Source organism: Spirosoma arboris (assembly GCF_009754945.1).
Lineage (GTDB): Bacteria > Bacteroidota > Bacteroidia > Cytophagales > Spirosomataceae > Spirosoma > Spirosoma arboris.
In genome coordinates, this window is the sequence record NZ_WPIN01000003.1 from 739139 (window position 1) to 763233 (window position 24095).

A 24095-nucleotide genomic window follows, 5' to 3' on the forward strand; every position below is an offset into this window, starting at 1 on the left:
AATACATACCCAGAGGTTACAATGCTAACAAGAACTGAATTTGACTAGTTAAGCAACAAACTGAAAGGTCAAAAACAGCTTTTTTTGCATGTTTAGGTTCCCTTTTGTATTATGCAACTAAATCCATGAATTAAGTAATCACATTAGACATGACCTAATACCCGCCGATACACGGGTTTACGATATGCAAACTGTAACCAAAGTATTGGGTAAAGAAGATAATTCGTCAGTAAAAATGGCGTACGGAATGTAACATCGTCAATGATAATTGTTTGTTCCTGACCGGTCAGCTCATCGACAGAACGGCACAGCCCATGTCGATGTCTCCAAAAGGTCAGAAAAAAAGGCAACCGGGTCCCCTGGTCAATAAAGTAAATCTCTTCGTTGCTCGTTTGTTGGTCAACAATGAGGCTGATCCAGTCCTGGCGAAACAGGAAGAAATTTAACTGTAAATGAACGACATCACCCCGCAGGCACCCATCAAAGCGAACTACGTTCACGGGTGGAAACGCTGGTGAGAGCTGTTCGAACAGGCTACGGTTAAACCCAGACCAGACAATTGATAATGATTGATTAACCTGGGTTTTAAGAACAAACTGCATAACATGGCGCACGAATTGTGGAGCGAAAAGCAAAAGAATATATTTACCTTTCGCAAAATAAGACTATACTGAAGTTGCCGAAAGCAACTAAAAGTAGATATTTGTTCCATTATTACCTGCTTTATCCAAGCCCGCCAGGGCAAATTTATGATCAGTTTATGCTCCTACTTACCCGTTGGTTAGTTTGCTGGGTGATTATTGGACTGCTCTTTGGGTCAAAGCAGGTGGGCGCCACTACCCCTGAACCTGAGTACCTTACCGTACGAAATGGCCTACCACAGGGATATGTTAACTCCATTATTCAGGATCACGGCGGATTCATTTGGCTGGCTACACGCGACGGACTTTGCCGGTACGATGGCATTCGGTTTCGTATTTACACCCATGATCCTCAACGGGCTCAATCACTGTCGTTCAGTAGTATTTACGAGATTCAGGAAGATCGAAGGGGAAAATTATGGATTCGGACAGAGAATAATCATATCGATTGTTTCGATCCGGTTACAGAACGGTCGAATCGAATTTCCAACTCGCCCGCATTTAGGCAGGCATTAGGTCGTGACCAACTCATTAGTATCCAGCCCGATCAGGCAGGAAACGTTTGGGTAGCGACCTATACAAATGGCTTTTTCCGGCTCAATGCAAACGGAACGATCTCGCATCGGCACTGGGCTGTGCAGAATGATTCGACCTATCATGTCATCCACTCCTTATTGGTTGACCGCCACAATCAACCGTGGCTGGCAACTCAGGATGGACTGGTTCGGTACAATCCGGCATCGGCAAAATTCGATAGCTTTCAGGAACAACAGGGACTTCCTCAAACGGAAGTGTATAAACTACATGAGCGGAAAAACGGCGAATTCATGTTGGGGTTTCCCGGAGAGTTTGCGCTATTCGACCCCATTGGTGGACGGGTTCAGCAAGTGATCACACTACCCAATGAACCAGGTCTACCCATATTCGCTAGGGATCATCAGGGCGTTGATTATGTGAATCAAAACCGATATACCGATCAGCATGGGCTTGTTTCTTTGTGGCCCGACCGAACTGCTGAATCACCAAAGCTGGCCCGGTTTTCTGCCTTATCGCTGTTGATCGATAAAACGAATGTTCTCTGGATTGGTCTCAATGGGGATGGGGTTATTAAGTATGATCTCAATAAACGCCCGTTCCAGACCTGGCCTTATACCAGTAACTTCCAGACCGACTGGTTAAGTCAGCAGATGGGCATCCAACGCGATGCTATTCCGGCTGATATCCGTCAGCAACCCTCAGCTGGTATTCGGTATCAATTCGACCGCCGTAGAAAGCTTTGGATTACCAGCCTGCAAACCGTTCCCTATCAATATGATGTTCTCCGACGAACGTTTTTGCCGGTGTTACCAACTGGCATTGAAGCCCGCTGGCTCCCTGATAAAGCATTTCGGTTAACTACCCTTGCAACTGGGGCACAGGGGGAACTCTGGGGTTTGCTGGGGTCTACAAACCAGGCCATTGTCCGTCATAATCCCGATTTGGGCACATTTACAACGTTTCCGTTGCCCCTTCCACCGAATAACCCTTATGTTATTACGGCTATGGTAGTAGATGGTGGTCGTATTTATCTGGCTACCGAAAATCACGGGCTATTACGGGCCGATTTGTCGCAAAAACGCCTGATTCACTGGCGTAACGTAGCAGATGATCCTAAATCACTTCCCGGTAATGCCTTATTGTGTCTGGCTCAGGACCCTATTCAGTATAAATATCTCTGGATTGGAACATTTGGCGAAGGACTTTGTCGACTTAATAAAATGACTGGCCAGATTGAGCGGTTTACCGTTGGGCAGGGGTTGTCGAATAATGTAATTTACGCGATCCGAACCGACAACAATGGTCATCTCTGGCTAAGCACCAATCGGGGACTTTGCCGATTTGACACCCGGTCCTATGAAGTGCGCAACTACATGACCGACGATGGATTGCCAAGTGAAGAATTTAAACAGTATTATGACGTAGCGCTTCCCGACGACCGGCTCATTTTTGGTGGTATTGGTGGCTATACAGCATTTGATCCCCGCCAAATTAGTGAAGACCCCATTAAGCCATCAGTAGCCCTGACAGCCCTACGTATCAACAATCAGTTGGTAACCGCTACCACATCCGATTCGCCGATTGAAAAAGACATCAACGAAACAACAGAAATCGTCTTAACAAACCGGCAAAACTTTTTGTCAATTGATTTTGCTGCCCTCGAATTTAACCAAAGTCATAAAAATCAGTACCGCTACAAGTTAATTGGGTTAGATAAAGACTGGGTCTACAGCGGTAATCTGGCTACAGCTACCTACACAAATCTACCGCCGAACACCTACACATTTGTGGTTAACGCGTCAAATACGTCAGGTACCTGGAGCCCTATTACTCATTCGCTGCGCCTTATTATCGAACCTCCCCTGTGGGCAACATGGTGGGCTTATGCGATCTATGGACTACTGCTGACAGGGGCGCTTCTGCTGTTTATACGAGTGAGGATTCGCCGTATTCATCAGAAAAGTCAGATGGAACTCCGTGAGCAGGAGTCTATCCAGCTGAAACAACTCGATGCGGTTAAAACGCGATTCTTTGCTAACATCACTCACGAGTTCCGAACGCCGTTGACCCTGATACTAACTCCGTTAGAACAGGTTTTAAACGACACAACCGATTCGCCTTATCATAATCGACTTACTCTTATTTACCGGAATGCTAACCGGCTCCTTCGATTGATTAATGAGTTGCTTGATTTGGCAAAACTTGATGCCGGAAATCTAACCATTACTCCAACTCCTGCCGATTTGCCAGAATTTATTCGACGCATCGTGGCGGTCTTTACGGAAGAAGCCCAACGGAAACACATTCAGTTACAGCTAACTGACCAGTTCAAGCAGCCCTACTACTGGTTTGACCCCGATAAAGTTGAAAAAATACTGAGCAATCTACTCTCGAATGCGTTAAAATTTACCAACGAAAACGGCTCTGTAATTATCTCAATACAGGTCGAGCCCATTGATCCGACCATAGCAAGTTCAGCGAAAGCAGATTTGATCCGACTAACTGTTCATAATACAGGGGCGAAAATTCCAGCCCAGAAACTACCCCGTATTTTTGACCGGTTTTATCAGGCCGATCCGTTAGAAGGAGCCATGGCTGGGTCGGGTATTGGCCTCGCCTTAGTAAAAGAACTTGTCGAGATGATGCAGGGCACTATTTCGGTAACAAGCCAGGCTAGACAAGGCACTACTTTTACTGTCGAACTACCTTGTCGCCAGGCCCGCGCCGACCTCGTTGTGGCAACGCCTATCAATGAGCCTGTATCAACCACTGGTAATGGTCAGCTATCTGTCAATTCAGATTTCACAGATGAAAAAGCCCATCGGATATTACTAGTAGAAGATAACGACGAGCTGGCCGAATACATAGCCTCAACCTTGAATACAGAGTGGCAGGTGAAGCGGGTTAGTAATGGTCAGGTAGGTGTTACAACTGCTCTTGCCGACGGTCCTGACCTCATTATTAGCGACGTACTGATGCCAGAAATGGATGGTTATGAACTTTGCCGCCAGTTAAAAGGAAACCCCGTTACCAGCCATATCCCAATTATCCTGCTGACAGCGAAAGCCTCTGTAGACAGCAAACTCGAAGGCTTAACTGCTGGTGCCGATGATTACATAGCAAAACCATTTCAGGTAGCCGAATTACGCGGTCGGGTTCGAAATCGACTGGAGCAGCAAATGCGAACCCGGCAGCATTTCAGGGCTCAGTTGCTACGTCAGGGCAACCTACCCACAACCAGTCAGGACCCACAGGATGATTTCATGAATCGTGTATACACTATCCTGTCAGATCGACTTGACGATTCTACATTTGGCGTCGAACCCTTGGCAACTACTATTGGGATGAGCCGTATGCACCTGAACCGGAAAGTAAAGGCTATGACTGGTTTAACACCCAATGAACTGATCCGGATTGTGCGGTTAAAACGGGCAGCCGAATTGCTGCTGACAGGCGTATCTATATCAGAAGTTGCCGACCGGGTAGGCTTCGATACGCCAGCCTATTTTTCTAAAGTTTTTAAAGATCAGTATCACCTCACTCCTTCTGAATACGTCGATCAAAACCGACACGAAATTGTCTAAAGCTGATACTATTCGGTAATTAATAGTATTTATTCGTCACCGCTTAGAGGCCGCCATGCCTTTTTTATCCCTCATTTAGGGTCTTCGAACAAATGTTCATACCTGATGTTACAAATTTTATAGTTCTTGTTACGAATGAGCAAGATGAGGTAAGTCATTGGACTTAGTATTGCGTAGGTATTATTTCATCAATATTCTGAAAAATACTACACATGTATGTCTATGTCTGTCTTTTCTTATTCTAATCGATCCATGCCAACGGATTGGCCTCCGCTAAAACTATACCTTCGTGAAACCGGTCGCCAGTTTTTTTCTGTATCGGACCTAGTCTATCTACAGGCAGTTGCTAACTACAGCTGGTTAAACTGGGCAGATGGGCGTCGGATGTTGATGCCCCGCACGCTTAAGTATTATTCGCCCCAATTACCAACTGAGCTATTTATCCGACTTCACCGAAACTGTGTTGTTAATCGTCAGTTTGTCGAGCGGCTGGAGCGTACCGAAACTGGTGGACTGGTTCATTTAAGTACGGGCGAAGTTCTTCCCGTGTCACGTCGGCGCTGGAGCCTGGTTCGACGACAATTGGCAAGCCATCGATCTTACCTGAGTTAATCTATTTTTACGTCTTGTTACGAGGCCTTTCCTTTGAGTTATTCTGGCTTAAGTCTAGCTAGAATAACTCAAAGGAAAGGCCTTTTTTAGTTGCCTCTGTTTTGCTGGCACCAGCCCGACAACCTTGTTCAAAAAATAGTTGCTACCAATCTGTAATGTTTTCCAGGCTTAGTCGTCTATGTGATTGATATGGATCTACAAGTCTTTAAACAACGCATACTTCCGGTGCAGGGCCGCCTTTTCCGGCTGGCTCAGTTGTTTCTTCGAAATCGTGAAGAAGCCGAAGATGCCTTACAGGATGTGTTGCTCCGACTATGGACAAATCGACAACAGTTAGATGCCTATCATAGTGTAGAAGCTCTGGCCGTTCAGATGACTAAAAACCTGTGTCTGGATCGACTGAAGGCACATACCAAACGCAAGGCAACCGACGATACGGCCCTGTTAGGTATTGCAACGGAGGAAGTTTCTCCCTATCGGCAGGTAGAATTAACGGATAGCAACGAGTTAATCCGGCAGTTAATGGATGACTTGCCGGATCAGCAGAAACTTGTTCTCCATCTGCGTGATGTAGAGGAATATTCGTTTGAGGAAATCGAACAGGTAACCGGCCTGAGTATCAATAATATTCGTGTGATTTTGTCGCGGGCACGTCAACGTATACGCGACAATTACCTAAAAGTCAATGATTATGAATCAGGACATTGAAAAGCTACTTGAGAAATATTACGAGGGCGAAACAAGTTTGCAGGAAGAAAAACAGTTACGACAGTTTTTTCAGCAGGAAAGCATCCCGGAACATTTGCAGTCGCATGCTGCCCAGTTTCGTTATTTCGCAAGCGCTCGAACCCAGCATCCATCTATTGCCTTTACGAATCAGCTGGCCAACAAACTGAGTGCCCCAGAACCTGGTCGAATCATCAGTCTGACAAGCTGGAGCCTTCGGCTGGCGGCTAGTGTAGCACTGCTCATTCTTGGATTTAGTGCTGGCTTAGTTTACACCCGCTGGCAATCTGGTTCAACAGGAACAGTAGCCTCATCGACCGATGAACAGTCTGCCCTGGCGATGAAAAAAGTACTCATGTTTGAGCATCTGCCCAAAACATCAGCCAGTGAACGCATTCAGGCCGTCAATCAGAGTTATGACCTCACCCAGGTCGACCAGGAGATTACGCAACTGCTCATTAATACGCTAAACTTCGACGCGAATGTCAATGTGCGTTTGGCGGCTTGTCAGGCATTGATTCGTTTCGAGAATGAACCTGACGTGCGCGAAGCCCTGATTCAGTCGCTCAAAATACAGACCGATCCGAATATTCAGATCACCCTGATCGACGCGCTGGTGGCTATTAAAGAAAAACGGGCCGTCGAAGAAATACAACGACTAGTTCAGGACAAACAGGTGCTCGACGTGGTGCGTCAAAAAGCAGAAGAAGGTATTAATCAATTAACCAGAGAAGGGAATACACCCTCTTAAAAGCTCAATTACAGGCCAATTCCATTGATTCCTGGAGTATAGAACTCCCAGAATCAATAGAATCAAAGCTCTCCAATTAGTAAACAAATACAAATCAATTAGTTTAAACAACCGCATTGGCGGACTATTATGAAAAAGCTCCTTTTGTTGAGTGCAGGATTCCTATGCCTTCTAGTGAACGCTCAGGCCCAGGAATACAAAACTAAATTAACGAATTCCAAAGATCACAAAGTGACGCTTGAGATTGACGCAGGCGATATCAAAATTGAAGGACACAACAGCGACGAAGTGATTATTCAGGCCTCATCGGGCTACGAAGCGCCACCAGAACGGGCCAAAGGACTGAAACCACTTTACTACCAGGCTGTCGACAACTCGGGAATCGGGTTAGCGGTAACCCCCGAAAATGGCGGATTGAAAATTGAAAAAGCTACCCGCAAGACGATTAAATACACCATCAAGCTGCCTCGCAAAGTAGCAATTCTTTATCAGCAGACCAACTGGCAGAATGCGGATGTTGCCATTAGCAATATGGATGGGGATTTGGAAGTACGGACCAACAATGCCTCGATTGAACTGACGAATGTAACAGGCCCTATTGTAGCCAATACCACAAATGGCGAAGTAAAAGTTGTGTATTCAAGTTTAAGCCAGGAAAAGCCGACGGCAATATCCACCATCAACGGCCCAATCGATATTACCATGCCAGCCAATTCTAAAGCCAATCTAAAACTCCGGTCAATTCAGGGTGAAATGTACACAGACTTTGAGCTTGGCTTGAAATCAACAAAAGATGGTATGCCTAGAGTTGGTGGTGGGAATAACATCGACGGCAGTACTAACGGCGGAGGGGTTGAGGTACAACTCAAGACTATCAATAGCAACATCTATGTTCGTAAGCAAAAGTGAGCCCCTTTAATCGACTTTACCTACATGAAAAATCCCTTCTTCCTTCTAGTACTGGGCCTACTTAGCCTACTCATTCAGCCCATTTTCGCCCAGAAAATCATTGAAAAAACCTTGCCCGTTACCGCAGATCAAACAGTAAACCTCAATCTTCGGTTTGCTGACAGCATCAAAGTTCGTTACTGGGACAAGCCAACGGTATCAGTCCGAATTGAGGTAACCATTAACGGAGGCAGACTTAACGATGCCCTGGTGGTAACAACCGGCTCAACATCTCAAGAGGTCAGCGTTAAAACGGATTTTGATAAGGAGATGATAAAGCAGGGAAAGGCCGAAGACTGCCCCGAACAGCGCCACTCCTGGAGCTCGGACCAGGATGGAAAGCGATATTACGTATGCAGTACCCTTAACTATCAGGTATTTCTGCCCAGGCAAGCCCAATTGAAGATAGAAACCATCAATGGTAATATCGACATTCAAGGAGCAACAGGACCGGTATTTGCCAAAACCATCAGTGGTTTCGTGGACATGACCTGGCCTAAATCTAAAGGAGCAAACGTAGCCATGAAAACCATTACGGGAGAGGTATATTCGGATATGGATATCAGCTTCAAGAATAAAAAAGAAAAAAATCCGATCGTTGGCTACCAATTAGAAGGCACATTAAACGGTGGTGGCCCAAACGTAAAATTAGAGTCGATCAGTAACAATATTTACCTTCGAAAAAACTGAACTAGCCTTGTTGTTTAAGTATCGAGCGTAGATGCTACTAGGCAATCAGGAATCAGACAATGGCCCGACCCAACCTTCTATCGATCAACTTCCTAAAAGTTTTTAACTTTCGGGAAGTTGATCGATAGTTTGGCATAAGTCGCACTGGAATGGCTATACGTCTCTTTATTCCCCTCAAAACAGTTCATTTCACATTTTTCCTACTATTTGTAGCCGGTTCGGTGCTGGCCCAGAAATATCCCCCTATTTATTTGTTTTCCTATTTCAAAGGCAACGGGGAAGATGGATTGCATCTGGCTTATAGTACGGATGGTTATCAGTATCAGGCACTCAAACGTGATAGTTCTTTTTTGAAACCTACCGTAGGGCAGGACAAACTCATGCGCGATCCGTGCATTATTCGAGGGCACGATGGTCGGTTCCATATGGTTTGGACGGTAAGCTGGAAGGAAAAGAGCATCGGTTATGCCTCCTCTGCCGACCTGATTCACTGGACCGAACAGCAGAACTTGCCGGTGATGGCCCACGAAGAAGGCGCTCGTAACTGCTGGGCGCCCGAAATTACGTACGATTACCGGTCAGGGCAGTATATGATTTATTGGGCAACGACCCTCATGGGGAAATTTCCGGAAACGCAGGATGCTGCCGAGAACGCATACAACCACCGGATTTATTATACAACAACCACAGATTTCAACTCCTATTCGCCTACTAAACTTCTGTACGAACCCGGCTTCAATGTGATTGATGCTACTATTCAGCGGAATGGGGATCAATTCGTTATGTTTCTGAAAGACGAAACCCGAACCCCGCCACAGAAAAACCTCCGCCTGGCGTTCAGCAACTCACTAACGGGGCCATACAGCAAGGCGGGTTCGCCAATAACAGGTAAGTACTGGGCCGAGGGGCCAACGGTAGCTAAATTGATTGATTTGTGGATCGTTTACTTCGATAAATATACCGAGCACACCTATGGGGCTGTGACGTCAACGGATTTAAAAACCTGGACAGATGTGTCCGACAAGGTCAGCTTTCCCAAAGGTACACGCCATGGCACGGTACTCACCATTACGAAGGAAGAACTGGCGAGATTGCAGAAACATTAATGCTGCAAGGCAAATGTCTTACGACATCAAACGGAAACATTATTAGTCAGGCTGGGTTCAAACGGGTAAGCATATATCGTTTGAACCCAGCCTGTTTTTGTATGCAATCCAGTTCCAGTTTGGCCGCCAAAACACGTGATACGCACGAACGATTGAATGAGGTATATGGTATTCAGGCTATTCATGGGTATGCCGACCCAATGCATGAGTTAATCGGTACAATTTTATCACACCGCACCACACACGCGAATGAAGTAATCGCTTATCGTACAATGCGGGAGCGTTTTCCGACTTGGGAGCAGGTTCGCGATGCGCCCCTTCCAGATCTGATCGACGCTATACAGACAGCGAACTATCCTGAACTAAAAGCGCCCTACATTCAAAATCTGCTGACACATCTTTTTCGGGAAACTGGTGCGGCCAATATTGACTTTCTGGCCAACCTGTCTACAGAAGAGGCTATGGGCTGGCTAACAGCTCTTCCAGGTATTGGCCTGAAGACGGCCACGATTCTGCTTCTTTTCACATTCCATAAACCCGTTCTGCCAGTTGACACCCATGTCCATCGCGTTTCTAATTGGCCCTAAGGTCAGCGCCGAAAAGGCCCATACGCTCTTACTGGCTTATTTACCCAAAGATGCTACGATCCTGTTCAATTTCCACAAGCATTTCTACTGGCATGGTCAGCGAATATGCACCTGGTATGACCCCAAATGCGCCAACTGTGTTTTGCAGGATCTATGCGACTTTTACCAATCGGGCAGAATTACTTCGTTGAGTAGTACGCCCATCCGAAAGAAGAAATCCCTGAATCCTTAATCAGTAGGGCCAGCGAAAATTAGTTTTTCGAACCGTACTTCCTGTTATAAAACTCTTTTGATTGTTCCACCCAATTGTCACGTTCAATTCGACCGGGAAAAAATTCAATAATTTCGTTCACCTTGCCAATATCTTCTTTCGTGAAATTAGCGATCTGCCGGAAGGTATAGATACCTAAACTATGCAGTTTACGCTCCAGAAATGGCCCTATACCAATAATATCTTTTAAATCATCAGCCTCCGAAGCCGTGGCCCGCCCAATCCGGTCGAAATTAACTTCATTGGCTCTCGACGCAATCCTATTTAACACAGCAGCCTCAGAGTTGCCAGTTAGTATGGGGGCCGGCACATCAATCGGAACTGGAGGTTTAACGGGCGGAATTTCTGCAACTGGTACAACAACGGGTGGTGCCACAACAATAGGCACCTCCAGAGGTGCATTAACGACTGGTGGTTCTGCATCAATTTGTTCTGGTGTATCGTCGAACGTGAAGGCTGGGAGCAGTGGATCGGCATGTATAAATGCTGGCGGTGTTTCAGTAATGGGTTGGGAGTGAACGGGTGCTTTAACTACCGGTTTCCCAGTTGATTTCGACCGACGGCATTCTTCCAGTTCAGCTTCTTTATCGTCAATCGACGCTCGAAGCGAATTAATTCGACCAGCCGGTATCAATCGACCCAGAAACCAGCCAATAAATGCGGCTAATGCTAATAAAAGTAGTATTTCGGCAATGGCTACCGGACGACTAAAAGGATCTAATACAAACATAACGGGATTGAAGTTTTAAAGGGAAATCTATTCCATGATTTAACGTTTCAGATTAGGTATGACCTGTACTATAAAACGTTGACTCATAGAACGTAAAAATTATTTCTTGTTTGCCAGCTCAGTAGCTTGACCTACCCAGTCGTCGCGCTCAATCCGACCAGGGAAGAACTCGATAATGTCGTTGACTTTCTCAATATCTTCCTGATTGAAATTAGCAATCTGTCGAAACGTATAAATTCCGATGGCATGTAGTTTCTTTTCCAGAAACGGTCCCACACCAACTATTACTTTCAGGTCGTCCGCATTGTCTACCGAGGCCATACCGATCCGCGAAAAGTCAATCTCACTGGCCCGGGCACGAATCCGATTTAGTACAATACTTTCACCATCAGTTGCCGAAGCAACAACGACAGGAGTTCGTAGACAATCGTCGATTGCACGCTCTGTACTAGCCAGTTCACCTTCCAGTTCCCGAATGGTCCGTTGACGGGAAATATAACCAATAATAAAACCCAGTACACCCGCTACCAGCAGCATAATCAATTGCTGCATCTGAGCATCGGCCAGGTTGAGGGGATTCATATTAAACATAATTCTTGACTGTTTATTGGTTAAAGGTTTCCTATTGATTGATACCCAATGAGTGTCGAATCTGAAACCTTGACTAACACCGGCGACCCGGCTGAAACTCGTTTAGCAAATTTTATTGAACGACTACCGTTACACGCCGATTGGCTTTCCGGCCCGACATAGTACTATTGTCAGCCTTGGGTTCCGATTCGCCTTTGGCTTTCACCTGAATCTGATCTGCATCGATACCGGCTTTGCGTAGTTTCAGTTTTACATCGTTGGCACGATCGCGTGAGAGGCCCATATTTACATCATCTGGTCCAGAGTTATCGGTATGGCCAGTTAGCAGCAGTTTTTTATCCTTATGAGTAGCCAGGTACTTGATAGCCTCCTCAAAGAATTTTTTCGTTTGGTCTGTTTTAATGTAATTAGCCTCACCTAGCTGAAAATAAAGATCAATCGGTTTAAAAACCGACGTAAATTTCTCGGCTTCGGCCAGCGCTTTCTCCGTAATTGGTTCAGTAATCTTAATCGGTTTGCCAGTTGCTGCTTCTACTGGTTTCTCAGCCGGTTCCTTAGCAGGCTTTTCTTCGGGTTTTTCTGCACCAGCGAAGGCAAAATAAAGTCCACCAAGTAATGAATCCCCTTTCGCAATGAACGACAGATTACGCTCTTCTGATTTGGTGCTCAGCGATCCTGCGGGAATACCTTGTTGGACCAGATATTGCTTAATGCCTTCAGCCCGAGCCAGCCCCAGATTTGATAAAGAAGTGGTATTTGTTTCAGTCGGTGAGTAATAGCCTGTTATTTCCAGGGTTCGGCCAGGGTTTGCTTTCAGATAGGTAATCATCGACTCCAGCGACCCGCCCAGACTATTCATATTGGCATTGGCTCCCGATTTAGCGAAGCTGAAATTTCCAGGAAGGTCCAGTCGGAACAGATTGCCGTCTGCAATTGTAAAGCCATCGGCTCCAGGGGGTGTTGTGTCTACGTTTGTATCAGTCGATAGAGCCGATGAATTTATGACATCACCGCATAGCTGCTTGATTTTGCAGACATGCCACCAGGTCGAGCCAATCATCCAGATAATCAACAGGACGATCCAGGGAGCTTTGTTTGTTAGCATAATAAAGGTAGGGGTTTACAGACGCCGTATTTCGGATTCCTGCGTTGAGACGTAACAGACCGAAAAAGGTTGCTCAAAAATACATGCAAGTGCTATAAATGCAAGACTATCAACGATTTTGACAAAAATTACGATAAACTTCATCTTTAATCGCTTTTAGGTACCAGCTTGAGGGTTTTAAGTTGACGCTTAATTTATCAACTTTAGGGGTTTAAGTGCTTCAACTTGATATTGAATTCTGTAAAATGATTATTGATCTGCGTAGCGATACTGTTACTCATCCTACTCCCGCCATGCGCGAGGCCATGTTTACGGCCCCACTCGGCGATGATGTGTTAGGCGACGACCCGACCGTAAATGCGCTGGAGGCAAAAGCTGCTTCGCTGTTTGGGATGGAAGCCGCTCTGTTTTGTGCGTCGGGCACGCTGACCAATCAACTTGCTATTCGCACGCACACTCGCCCCGGCGATGATGTCATCTGCGACTACCTGTCGCATGTATACCAGTACGAAGGTGGGGGAATTTCGGTGAATGCGCTCGCTTCGACCAGTCTGGCCCATGGCGAACGAGGCAAACTTACACCCGACCTGATTCGCGAATACATCTATAATCCAACGGACTCACATAAGCCCCTATCCCGCTTAGTTGTTCTGGAAAACACAGTCAACAAAGGGGGTGGCTGTTATTATACGGTTCCCGAAGTTGCTGCTATTCGACAGGTTTGTAACGAGAATGGCTTGATCCTGCATCTGGATGGTGCACGGCTTTTCAACGCGCTTGTTGAAACGGGCGAACCGACTACAGCCTACGGTCAGCTATTTGATTCCATTAGTATTTGCCTCTCGAAAGGGCTTGGTTGCCCGGTGGGGTCGCTCCTACTCGGTAAATCAGATTTTATTCGGCAGGCCCGGCGTTTCCGTAAACTGATGGGTGGCGGCTGGCGGCAGGCGGGTTTTCTGGCCGCAGCGGGCATCTACGCTCTCGACCACCACGTGGATCGGCTAAAACTGGATCATGCCCGCGCCCGCAAAATAGGAGCTATTCTCGAACGCCTTCCCGAAGTTGTCGAAATCTTGCCTATTGACACGAACATCGTCATTTTCAGGCTGCCCGAAACCATCTTAGCTACCGATTATGTTCAACAATTAGAAACAAAAGGTATTCGTGCTATCACCTTCGGTAAACATCTGGTGCGTTTTGTCACGCATCTGGATTTCACCGACGAGATGGTAGCGGAAATGGAAAATATTCTGACCGCGCGGGCGGCCCCGCCGGGATTTAGCTGATTAATGGATTTACAGGATTTTGTCTTGATGGATTCGCTTCGAAGAAGCGTAAAGCAAAATCCTGTAAATCCATCAATCAGCTAAATCCCGGTTCTGACAACTTATGCATATACAAACCAGAACGTTACAGAAAGAAGATTATCATGACCTGAAAGAGGCCATGATTGAGGTATATAGTGGCATTGGAGGAGATTATTGGCCAAAAAGCTCGATTACCAAGCTACTTAACATTTTCCCAGAAGGCCAGTTTTGTGTGGAAGTCGATGGAAAAGTCGTAGCAAGTGCGCTGGCTATCAGGGTGAAATACGATGATTTTGGTGATAACCATACCTACTTCCAGATTACAGGTGGCTATACCTTCAAAACCCATAATGACGAGGGCGATTACCTTTACGGTATCGAAGTATTCGTGCATCCCGACTTCCGCGATCTACGATTGGGTCGGAGGTTGTACGATGCCCGCAAAGAGCTTTGCGAACAGCTAAACTTAAAGGGAATTCTGGCTGGTGGGCGTATTCCGAACTACAACAAATTTGCCGACGACCTCACTCCACGTGAGTACATTACCAAGGTGAAGCAGAAGGAAATTTATGATCCAACGCTCACATTCCAGCTTTCCAATGACTTCCACGTCAGGAAAGTGCTGCGTGGTTATCTACCCGGTGATACTGAATCGAAAGAGTATGCTACCTTGCTGGAGTGGATCAATATTTACTACGTCATTGAAAAAGACAAGCGTCCGCACACCGATTCGATTATCCGGCTTGGGGTGATTCAGTGGCAGATGCGATTGTTCAAAAACCTGAATTCCTTTCTGGAACAGGTTGAATTCTTCGTCAATGCCGTTAGCGATTACCGGGCCGATTTTATGGTATTACCGGAATTTTTCAACACACCGCTCATGGCCGATTTCAACGATCTACCAGAGCCGGTGGCCATCCGAAAATTAGCCGACTTCACTGAGCCTGTTCGGGAGAAACTCTGCGAACTGGCCATTTCCTACAACGTCAATATTGTTGGCGGCAGCATGCCCCTGATCGACAAAGACGGTAAGCTTTACAACGTAGCTTACTTGTGCCGACGTGATGGCTCGTTTGAAGAATATCGAAAAATTCATATTACGCCCAACGAAGTGAAGCACTACGGTATGGTAGGCGGCTACGAAATTCGGGCGTTCGATACCGATTGCGGAAAAGTTGGTATGCTCATTTGCTATGATGTAGAATTCCCCGAACTGGGTCGAATTTTGGCGCAACAAGGCATGCAGATCCTGTTTGTTCCCTTCCTGACCGATACGCAGAACGGCTATTCCCGAGTACGGCTCTGTGCCCAGGCCCGAGCCATCGAAAACGAATGTTATGTGGCTATTTCTGGCTGTGTCGGCAACCTCCCGCGTGTGCAGAATATGGACATTAACTACGCTCAGTCGGCGGTATTTACGCCCTCTGATTTCCAGTTCCCGACCAATGCAGTGAAAGCCGAAGCCACTGCCAACACCGAAATGGTGCTCATTGCCGACGTGGATTTGAGCTTGTTGAAGGAGCTGCATGAACATGGTTCAGTGCAGGTATTGAAAGATCGCCGGACGGATTTATACGATGTAAGCCTTAAAAAAGCGGCAAAAAAAGCATTGAATCGAATCAACGGCAAACCCAAGAAAGACTCAGCAGACAACGACCCGGAACAGATTCCACCCGTGATTGTTGTAGCAAACTGATTTGCCGGAGTACACTGATAAAAAATGCCCTAACCTCACCGTTAGGGCATTTTTTAAACAGGAGTTCTACAAAAAGCCGTGCCACGGTTATCCATAACGCTTAATTAAACCGTGGCACGTCTTTTTGTAGAACTCCTATCAAAGAATATTTTGCTCTTATTTCCAACGCTTAGCTCGCTATAGGCATCTATAAAGCGTTCCTACCCTTATATGACCAGTTATGTCTATTAACCGTTTTATTGCTTTCGTATTCCTAATCGGAGTTTGTGGATGTCAGCGCCAGGCGACTCAACCAGCTCCTATTGTTCTCAAAGATGCTCCTTGCGACTGCCCATTCATAACTGGCCAGCCAACCTACACGATTAACCAAACCCCCGACTCGCTAACACAGTATTATCTGGCAATCTGGAAACGTAAGTTTATGCAACGCAACGGCATTGACGACGCTCGTTTTGAGGCAACGATTAAGTACGTTAGTGGGTCACTCCAAACCTGGTTGCAAGGCGTCTCGTTTCGAGTCGATTTTATGTATCAATTGGATTGGCTAAGTATCCGTCACAGTGAGCAATTTCAGGTTTACTACGACCCTGAAGCAACCAAAGCTTATGCTATTGATGTACCCCGTGGCATTTATCTAGCCGAAGCGCAGATTCCTTCGCGTGGGCTCTGGGATAATTATCAGCCTCTTCAGATTGGCGCAAAACTGGCGTTTGCCTCCTGTGCAGATGCTTGTCAGGCGTTGAAGATAAAAACCAAATTTCCAGTGCTTAAACCGGGCGAGGTTTTGTTTTACCCATCCCTTCAACTTCCTGCTTTGCCTGCCGGCGAACCGTATTTATTTAGTGGGGGAACGATTGATTCAACGGCTAACCGGTGCGTTTTTGGTCGGATTAATCTGGTAACAGGAGAAGCACAGGCAACGGAGGAACCTTGCTGGATCAACTAAGTTAACCCGTTCACTGAAGCAGGTTTATACCAGACTTTCAATAGAAAACACATCGAGTTTTGACTTTCTGAAATTCCGTACCCGGCTCAGTACAGCATTGCCATTGTTCGATCCGCCATCGTTGGTATTTCCCTCAATTGTTTCAAAGACATCATCGTCTATACCCGAAATAATACCGGCGTGTACCCAGTCGTTAGGGGATTTTTGCAGGAGAAAAATATCGCCCGGTTTCACCAGCGACGGGTCATTGCGTATCTGGGTATATCTAAACAGAATTCCTTTTTGTAAACCAGTGGTACCAACCGTATCGCAGCTATAGGTTAATGGCATCAGTTTCTTAAAGCTTTTTCCGAGTTGAGAAGCCGCCTGGTCGATAATCGTCTGCACAAAACCCATACACCAGAGCCATTCCGCCCCCTCATTACCATCCATATAGGCTCGTACCCAGGGACCAGAATTGGGCTCCTGATCGACAACCAACTCAAATGGGCGATTTAATAAGTGGTTGTGTGCCGTATTTATGACAAGTTCCCGTAACCCATTGCCAACGCCATTTGTCAGGAAAGCAGCCCGCATGGGAGCCACCAGCAGATCGAACGTCGACTGATCGACGATGCCTGTTTGAGCTACTTCTTTTGCTTTCTGGAAATTTTTAACCGCCAGTTCAGTTGCCTTTCCGAAATCGCCATCAATACCAGTGGCCGTTGCTAAACCAGGATTCGACAGGGAGAAAAGCGTAAGCCAGGACTGGATTTTACGGACATCTTTCTTAGTATTCGTCGTTCCATTTCGTTGCTGTATAGCACTAATGGTCAGTTCATTTTGAAATGAGGTCTTTTGCATGGGAATAGATTTTGTTAATTGCGCCAACTCATTTCGCACAAGTTATGGCAGCGTGTGGATTGTGAATCAATCTATGAAACCCTGCTTAATCAAGCCTAAACTTTTGAGCGAATGGTGCAGCAATCAATTAGTAGTCATTCTGAGGCCGGTGTGTCATTAAGTTTGTAATGGTCCGGGATCAAATACGTTTCAATTACCCAGCCAATTCCAACTCCAATACTATAACAGACTAGATCACTCCACACAAACGTAAAGCCCAGCACCAGACCACCCAGGCGTGTAGCCCGCAGGTTATCAATCCATAAAGCATGGTACAATTGACTAATTTCGATGCCAAAAGAGAATAGTAATGTAGCTAATCCAATCGTTCTGGCAGACCTATGGTTGAACAGCGTGGCAAAACCAAAATAGACCATCAGTGCCCACAGCACATCGCCAACATAGGCTCTCACAAATACAATTTCTCCCAGTAAATACCTGGAAGCCAATCCCAGAAAGAGAGTGCCTATCATTAATAACCCATAAATAATTCGGTTTCGCTTGAAAGGCATTAGTGCTTTATACGAGGTGTAAAAACGAGAACAAGTTTATCAGGAAACATTGGCTATACAAACTAATTTCATGCTCATGGGAATTTTTGCTTCAATAAATCTGTAACAATAAACAGAACAGTTATGAACGGACGATTTGCCATATCGATGCACATCTTAACTCTGTTGGCCAAAGCCAATGGAGAATGGGTAACGTCTGACTTCCTGGCGTCGAGTGTCAATATCAATCCGGTACTCGTCCGGAAGGAGCTCAGCAACCTGCGAAACAAAGGCTTAGTCATCAGCCGGGAGGGTAAAAACGGGGGCAGTATGCTGGCTAAACCAGCCAGTCAAATCCGGGTATCCGATGTTTTCCTGGCTACGCGTCAGGGAGCTTTTCTGGGTACATCCCGAAACATACCCAACCCCGATTGCCCCGTTGGAAAGCAGATCAATAAGCATTTAGATACGCTGTATGAAGAAGCCGAAAACGCCCTGATTCAACAGTTGGGCGATAGTACACTAGATAGTTTTAGTCGTCGGTTCGACTAATTTTTTTTACCCAAAACTGTAACAAATTTTATTACAATAAATTAATCTTAATCAACCAATTATCTCTATGAAACTGGCAATTATTGGTGCTTCAGGCTTTGTCGGCTCAGCCCTCCTTACTGAATCCTTACAACGCGGTCATGACGTAACGGCTATCGTACGCCATCCAGAAAAAATCACGGTTAAAGACCCAAAACTTACCATCAAGCAGGGTGATGCCGAAGATGCCGATCAGGTAGCTGAACTCGTGGCGGGCCATGATGCTGTCCTGAGTGCTTACAATGCGGGTTGGACAAACCCGAATCTATACGATGACTTTTTAAAGGGATCAATAGCCATCGAAAAAGGTACCCAACAGGCGGGTGTTAGTCGGTTACTGGTTGTTGGTGGTGCTGGTAGTCTGGAAGCCGCTCCGGGCGTTCAGTTGGTCGATACGCCCCAATTTCCGGCCGAGTGGAAAGCAGGTGCGACAGCCGCCCGTGATTACCTGAATGAACTACGCCAAAACACAACCCTCGACTGGACGTTCCTAAGCCCAGCCATTATGCTGGTCCCCGGCGAACGCACAGGCACCTTCCGCCTAGGCACCGACCAGCCTGTTTTTAACGAAAAAGGAGAAAGTACAATTTCGGTAACTGACTTAGCCGTAGCTGTTCTGGATGAAATTGAGCAACCACAGTTTATTCAGAAGCGGTTTACGCTGGGATATTAATCTATTTCAAGAACCTCCCGAAAGGTTCAACCTTTCGGGAGATTTTCCTTATAAAGTCAGCACGATCTTGGCGTGCTGACCCGCACAGGCAACTTCAATGGCCGAAGGCAAATTACTGAAGGATTCCCGCGCCGAGATAATGCGCCCTGGCTGTATAAAGCCGGTTTCAATCAACCCAATCGTTCGCCGGAAATCAACGGGATGTTGATAAATGATCGAGGTGATAATATTGATGCCCTGCCGTGTCATACCAAACTCGGTAATCGCGCTGGGTTTGTCGGATAGGCCCGCTACAACCACATAAGCGCCACGTGGAGCGGCCTCTACCGATAGCGTGAATGCCGGAGCTGCACCCGCGCACTCAAAGACGGTATGCACATTTGCTCCTTTCCAGATGGCAGCAATCAGGGCCGTAGTAGCATCGGCAGAAATGGGTATCGCGCCATAGCTTGAGGCCAGATTTACCTTTTCCTGAACGCGGTCGTAGGCCAGAACGGTATAGCCCATTTTCTGCGCCAGATGCGTAACCAACAGGCCGATAGCACCCAGGCCAACAACGGCAATTGTATCGCCCGGACGGGCGGGTGATGAATACAACGTATGCAACGCGACAGCCGTTGGCTCAATCACAACGGCATCCTCATCGCTGATTGTATCAGGAATTCGCCAGGCGAAATTGGCGGAAATTACAGCATACTCGGCAAAACAGCCGGTTTCCAGCACGCCAATAATGCGCTTATTGATGCAGATATTGCCGCGTCCCTGCCAACAATAGTCACAGTGACCGCACGGATAATTCGGTTCAATCACGACGCGTTCGCCGGGTTGTAAGTGGCTTACCCCATCGCCGAGCTTATCAACATAACCGATACCTTCATGACCAATAATCAACGGGAATTTCAGATCGGGACGATGGCCCTGAAAAATGGATACATCGGAACCACAGATACCAACCAGTTTCATTTTCAGTCGAACTTCACCGGGACCTGGCTCTGGAATGGGCCGTTGCTGAATCCCAATAGATCGGGCTGCGGTTAGTAAACCGGCCTGCATAGACGTTCCAATATCGCTCATTGCATTGTTTATTCGACGATGACACTCGTTCGTTCGTGAACTATCTCAATTGGCCGCAGGGCAGGCAAAACCAGGTGAATAACAAGCAGGCCAATCAAATACGAACTACTCGCAAAAATAAACATAGGCGTATAGCCGAAGGTCGCCACGATATAGCCGGTGGCAGCTGCCACGACCATACTGATCATGCCACCCAGAAAACCACCCATGCCAGTAGCCGTAGCGACTGAGCCTTGAGGAAAGAGCGTCGTGGACATCGCATACACATTGGTCGACCAACCCTGATGGGCGGCTGTAGCCAATGCCAGTAAGGCGACAACGCCAGCAAAACTATGTACGGATGGAATCAAATAAATGGGTGTGACCGAGAGCGCGCAGATCAGCATCGTTAGTTTGCGCGCCTTGTTTTCGGTCCAACCGTTTTCCATGAGTTTTGTGGCCAGCCAACCAAAGAAAATACTCCCAATATCAGACACCACATAAATAATCAGAAACGGAATACCGAAGTTTTTCAAGTCCAGTTTCCGGTCTAGTTGGTTGTTGGTTAGCAGAAAGTCGGGGAGCCAGGTGAGATAAAAAAACCAGACAGGATCGGCGAATATCTTGCCAAAACAAAACGCCCAGGTTTGCCGGTACCGACTTAACTGAAGCCAGGAGAACTGAGGTTGATGTTCAGATTTGTCGGCAATGGCCCGCCCTTCTGTTATATAATTGTATTCAGTGGCAGAAAGCGCTTGCGTCGATTCGGGCGTTGAATAACTAGTCCACCAGATTACGAGCATCAGCACGCCCAAAACCGCCGAAATCAGGAAGGCACCCCGCCAGCCAAACTGTTCCATCAGAAAAGGGACCAGCAAGGCTGTCGTAATAACTCCCATATTAGAGCCTGCATTCAGGATGCCGGTAGCCGTGGAACGCTCCCGTTTCGGAAACCACTCGGCAATCGCCTTCATCGCCGAAGGGAAGTTGGCCGCTTCGCCAAGTCCTAACACAGCCCGTACAACAGCAAATTGCCCGACGGTCGAGATAAACCCGGACGCAATACTGGCAACACTCCAGACGGCAATACCGATGGAAAACCCTTTTTTCGTGCCCACCCGGTCAATGAGCCAGCCAATCAGCAGAAAGCCAATGGCATAAGTCGCTTTAAAAGCCGAGTCGACAAGTCCCATCTGAATCCGAAACTGTTTCAGGTATTCATCTGTCAGCAGGGCACCCGGCGATAAACCCAGGATAGTTCGTTTAAAAGCACCATCTGTCATAACGAATGACAGCGCCTGCCGATCTACGTAATTAATTGTTGTCGCCAGGAAAAGCAGCGCGATGATTCGCCACCGGTAAGTAGTAGTCATGAAAATTAAGTCAAGCTAAGGTAGATTAGGTAAGTAGTCTAAACCAGGAACCTACCTATAGAGCACCTTCGCCATTTCCAGCGGCCTGTCTGTTGACATGATATCGGCCCCATTTTGGACAAATGTTTTATATACCTGATCCCCTTTAGCAGCCGCTTGTTTATCTAAATTGCCCAGCGTTCCCAAAATACAGGCAATACCTTTGTCGTGCAGAAATTTGTACAGCGCGGCATCCGGCTCTTTCACCCCAACAAAGGCCACCATCCGATTGTCGGGAACGCCTAGTTCGTGCAGACGGTCGTATTCAGCCTGATTGCGAATTGTCACCGAAATCATCAGGTTCGGGTCGAGCTGATTGATTTTGGCCGCGTCCTGAGCGTTATAAGTGATAACGGCTGCGTAGGCACCCATTCCCGTTTTGTGAACCATGTCCACCACTTTCGCAAATGATACGTTCCGCTTGACATCGAGCGTGAAGGTCGCCTTGTTTTTTCCCCAGCGCAGGACCTCTTCCAGCGTCGGAATTTTGTATGGTGTCACGTTCCCCATATTGTCTTCCAACCGGTAAGCGCTCAGTTCGGCATATGCCTTATCAATTAGTTTGCCGGTGCCGGTAGTCGTGCGGTCGAGGGTGGCGTCGTGCATCATCACCATAACGCTGTCTTTGGTCAGGTCAATGTCGCATTCAATGATGACCGGCCGCGTGGATGTGCCAAGGTTTTTGGCCATATAGGCAAACGATTCGATGCAATTTTCGGGATACCCTTTCAAGTCGCCCCCACCCCGATGCACCGAAATCTTTGCTTCCTGATTGGGTTTGTAGCTAAAGAAATCAGGCCCTTTACCAGAGGAAGTATTGGTATAGGTTTTGGGGGAGCAGGTAATCAGGCCGACGCTGAGGCCAAGTACGATAAGTTGTTTTGTGATCATTCTGGTTGATGATAAATTAACTGTAGGCTATTAAGCAGGAACCGTTCTGATAAAGCCTATTGTTGACACAGGTAATAGAACGCGAATTCTTATGGTCAATATGATTTAGTATGATCTTAAAAATCTTCGGTCTATATGCCGTAAAAATAAGGCAACTCGTTATAACAACGTCGTATGATCCCCTTTTCAATTTTGGATTTATCGCCCATTGTCGAAGGCGAGACCGCTACTCAGGCGCTACGCAATACGCTTGATCTTGCCCAACACGCTGAAACACTGGGCTACAATCGCTACTGGCTGGCTGAGCATCACAATATGCCGGGTATTGCCAGTGCCGCAACTTCTGTTGTAATTGGCTATGTGGCTGGTGGCACGAAGACCATTCGCGTAGGTTCGGGTGGTGTTATGCTGCCCAACCATTCCCCCCTGGTCATCGCCGAACAGTTTGGAACACTGGAATCACTTTACCCAGGCCGGATCGACTTAGGCTTAGGCCGCGCGCCTGGGTCCGACCAGATGACTGCCCGAGCGCTACGTCGGGATGCAACTGGCCCCGATACGTTTCCGCAGGATGTAGTTGAGTTACAGCGTTATTTTCAGCCCGACGACACGAGCCAGTTTGTACAGGCCGTGCCTGGAAATGGCCTGAATGTGCCGATCTGGATTTTGGGCTCCAGTCTATTTGGGGCACAATTAGCGGCCATTCTTGGCTTGCCATATGCCTTTGCATCGCATTTTGCCCCAACTGAATTAATGCGGGCGTTGTATGTGTATCGCACGCAGTTTAAACCATCAGCCCAATTGAAGGAGCCATACGTAATGGTAGCCGCTAATGTGATTGCCGCCGATACCGACCAGGAAGCCGAGCGTTTGTTTACCTCCGTTCAACAGCAATTCTTGTATATCCGGCGCGGCAAAGCCCGGCAGATGCAACCACCCGTCGATAATCTGGCAAATCACTGGCCTGATTATGAGCTAGCGGGTATTGAATCGATATTTCGCTACGCAGCCGTAGGATCGCCTAAAACCATTCAACGCACGCTGGCAAGTTTTATCGAGCAAACGCAGGCCAATGAGTTAATTCTTTCAGCCCCTATTTATAGTCACGAGGCACGTAAACATTCTCTCACGCTGACAGCTCAAGTGCGCGATGCGCTGGCGGCTCGGGAAGCCGAGGCAGTTGGAATATGATAAAGTAGTTTTCGCTTGGCTTTGCCGAGTGAAAACGGAGAACATCTATAAACGCAGTGGGGTCGGTTTTGAGAAACCGACCC

General features: G+C 47.0%; 22 protein-coding genes and 1 pseudogene. 14 read left to right on the forward strand and 9 right to left on the reverse strand.

Annotation, left to right across the window (positions count from 1 at the left end; translation table 11 throughout):
- Positions 1 to 143 precede the first annotated feature (143 nt).
- The gene (locus tag GO755_RS10870) at positions 144 to 602 is read right to left on the reverse strand and encodes an SRPBCC family protein (RefSeq protein WP_157584763.1); all 459 of its coding nucleotides are present in this window, start codon (positions 600 to 602) and stop codon (positions 144 to 146) included.
- A 158-nt stretch (positions 603 to 760) separates the two neighbouring features.
- Here GO755_RS10870 and GO755_RS10875 point away from each other — a divergent pair, with 158 nt between their 5' ends.
- From GO755_RS10875 to GO755_RS10910, 8 genes and pseudogenes are all read left to right on the forward strand, one after another.
- Entirely contained in the window at positions 761 to 4762 is a 4002-nt protein-coding gene (locus tag GO755_RS10875; RefSeq protein WP_157584764.1) for a hybrid sensor histidine kinase/response regulator transcription factor, read from the forward strand.
- 252 nt (positions 4763 to 5014) lie between these two features.
- Positions 5015 to 5374, forward strand: coding sequence for a LytR/AlgR family response regulator transcription factor (locus tag GO755_RS10880; RefSeq protein WP_227686920.1), 360 nt, complete (start codon positions 5015 to 5017; stop codon positions 5372 to 5374).
- A 189-nt stretch (positions 5375 to 5563) separates the two neighbouring features.
- Positions 5564 to 6082 (forward strand): RNA polymerase sigma factor, encoded by a 519-nt coding sequence (locus GO755_RS10885; protein ID WP_157584766.1) that lies wholly within the window; start codon positions 5564 to 5566, stop codon positions 6080 to 6082.
- Complete coding sequence (locus tag GO755_RS10890) at positions 6066 to 6851, forward strand: HEAT repeat domain-containing protein (RefSeq protein ID WP_157584767.1); 786 nt, start codon at positions 6066 to 6068, stop codon at positions 6849 to 6851. The genes GO755_RS10885 and GO755_RS10890 overlap by 17 nt, the downstream gene beginning before the upstream one ends.
- Positions 6852 to 6980: 129 nt before the next feature.
- On the forward strand, positions 6981 to 7760 hold the full coding sequence (locus tag GO755_RS10895) for a DUF4097 family beta strand repeat-containing protein (RefSeq protein WP_157584768.1): 780 nt from the start codon (positions 6981 to 6983) through the stop codon (positions 7758 to 7760).
- A 24-nt stretch (positions 7761 to 7784) separates the two neighbouring features.
- Positions 7785 to 8489, forward strand: a complete 705-nt coding sequence (locus GO755_RS10900; protein ID WP_157584769.1) for a DUF4097 family beta strand repeat-containing protein — start codon at positions 7785 to 7787, stop codon at positions 8487 to 8489.
- Positions 8490 to 8638: 149 nt separating this feature from the next.
- Positions 8639 to 9595 carry a glycoside hydrolase family 43 protein gene (locus GO755_RS10905; RefSeq protein ID WP_157584770.1) on the forward strand — a complete coding sequence of 319 codons (957 nt, stop codon included), beginning with the start codon at positions 8639 to 8641 and terminating at the stop codon, positions 9593 to 9595.
- Between the two features lie 101 nt (positions 9596 to 9696).
- Positions 9697 to 10414 (forward strand): annotated as a pseudogene (locus GO755_RS10910) (endonuclease III domain-containing protein).
- 19 nt (positions 10415 to 10433) lie between these two features.
- Here GO755_RS10910 and GO755_RS10915 read toward each other — a convergent pair.
- The 3 genes from GO755_RS10915 to GO755_RS10925 form a co-directional block, all read right to left on the reverse strand.
- Entirely contained in the window at positions 10434 to 11183 is a 750-nt protein-coding gene (locus GO755_RS10915) for a hypothetical protein (RefSeq protein ID WP_157584771.1), read from the reverse strand.
- 99 nt (positions 11184 to 11282) lie between these two features.
- Positions 11283 to 11774 (reverse strand): hypothetical protein, encoded by a 492-nt coding sequence (locus GO755_RS10920; protein WP_157584772.1) that lies wholly within the window; start codon positions 11772 to 11774, stop codon positions 11283 to 11285.
- 112 nt (positions 11775 to 11886) lie between these two features.
- Positions 11887 to 12879 (reverse strand): OmpA family protein, encoded by a 993-nt coding sequence (locus GO755_RS10925; RefSeq protein ID WP_157584773.1) that lies wholly within the window; start codon positions 12877 to 12879, stop codon positions 11887 to 11889.
- A 245-nt stretch (positions 12880 to 13124) separates the two neighbouring features.
- On the opposite strand from GO755_RS10925, the gene GO755_RS10930 reads away from it, so the two are divergent.
- From GO755_RS10930 to GO755_RS10940, 3 genes are all read left to right on the forward strand, one after another.
- Positions 13125 to 14165, forward strand: a complete 1041-nt coding sequence (locus GO755_RS10930) for a threonine aldolase family protein (RefSeq protein ID WP_157584774.1) — start codon at positions 13125 to 13127, stop codon at positions 14163 to 14165.
- Positions 14166 to 14268: 103 nt separating this feature from the next.
- On the forward strand, positions 14269 to 15882 hold the full coding sequence (locus tag GO755_RS10935; protein WP_157584775.1) for a carbon-nitrogen hydrolase family protein: 1614 nt from the start codon (positions 14269 to 14271) through the stop codon (positions 15880 to 15882).
- A gap of 220 nt (positions 15883 to 16102) precedes the next feature.
- Positions 16103 to 16828, forward strand: a complete 726-nt coding sequence (locus GO755_RS10940; protein ID WP_157584776.1) for a hypothetical protein — start codon at positions 16103 to 16105, stop codon at positions 16826 to 16828.
- Positions 16829 to 16852: 24 nt separating this feature from the next.
- Here the strand turns inward: GO755_RS10940 and GO755_RS10945 are convergent, their stop codons facing one another.
- Positions 16853 to 17671 (reverse strand): peptidoglycan-binding domain-containing protein, encoded by an 819-nt coding sequence (locus GO755_RS10945; protein WP_157584777.1) that lies wholly within the window; start codon positions 17669 to 17671, stop codon positions 16853 to 16855.
- Positions 17672 to 17805: 134 nt separating this feature from the next.
- Entirely contained in the window at positions 17806 to 18222 is a 417-nt protein-coding gene (locus tag GO755_RS10950) for a ribosomal maturation YjgA family protein (protein WP_157584778.1), read from the reverse strand.
- Positions 18223 to 18345: 123 nt separating this feature from the next.
- Here GO755_RS10950 and GO755_RS10955 point away from each other — a divergent pair, with 123 nt between their 5' ends.
- Positions 18346 to 18753 (forward strand): RrF2 family transcriptional regulator, encoded by a 408-nt coding sequence (locus GO755_RS10955; RefSeq protein ID WP_157584779.1) that lies wholly within the window; start codon positions 18346 to 18348, stop codon positions 18751 to 18753.
- Between the two features lie 67 nt (positions 18754 to 18820).
- Complete coding sequence (locus tag GO755_RS10960; RefSeq protein ID WP_157584780.1) at positions 18821 to 19465, forward strand: NAD(P)-dependent oxidoreductase; 645 nt, start codon at positions 18821 to 18823, stop codon at positions 19463 to 19465.
- Between the two features lie 48 nt (positions 19466 to 19513).
- On the opposite strand, the gene GO755_RS10965 is transcribed toward GO755_RS10960, so the two are convergent.
- From GO755_RS10965 to GO755_RS10975, 3 genes are read right to left on the reverse strand one after another with little or no spacing between them, the layout of a single operon-like run.
- Positions 19514 to 20539, reverse strand: coding sequence for a zinc-dependent alcohol dehydrogenase (locus tag GO755_RS10965; protein ID WP_157584781.1), 1026 nt, complete (start codon positions 20537 to 20539; stop codon positions 19514 to 19516).
- Between the two features lie 8 nt (positions 20540 to 20547).
- On the reverse strand, positions 20548 to 21891 hold the full coding sequence (locus GO755_RS10970; RefSeq protein WP_157584782.1) for an MFS transporter: 1344 nt from the start codon (positions 21889 to 21891) through the stop codon (positions 20548 to 20550).
- A gap of 51 nt (positions 21892 to 21942) precedes the next feature.
- On the reverse strand, positions 21943 to 22821 hold the full coding sequence (locus tag GO755_RS10975; RefSeq protein WP_157584783.1) for a glycerophosphodiester phosphodiesterase family protein: 879 nt from the start codon (positions 22819 to 22821) through the stop codon (positions 21943 to 21945).
- 174 nt (positions 22822 to 22995) lie between these two features.
- Here GO755_RS10975 and GO755_RS10980 point away from each other — a divergent pair, with 174 nt between their 5' ends.
- Positions 22996 to 24012, forward strand: a complete 1017-nt coding sequence (locus GO755_RS10980; RefSeq protein WP_157584784.1) for an LLM class flavin-dependent oxidoreductase — start codon at positions 22996 to 22998, stop codon at positions 24010 to 24012.
- Positions 24013 to 24095: the final 83 nt, after the last annotated feature.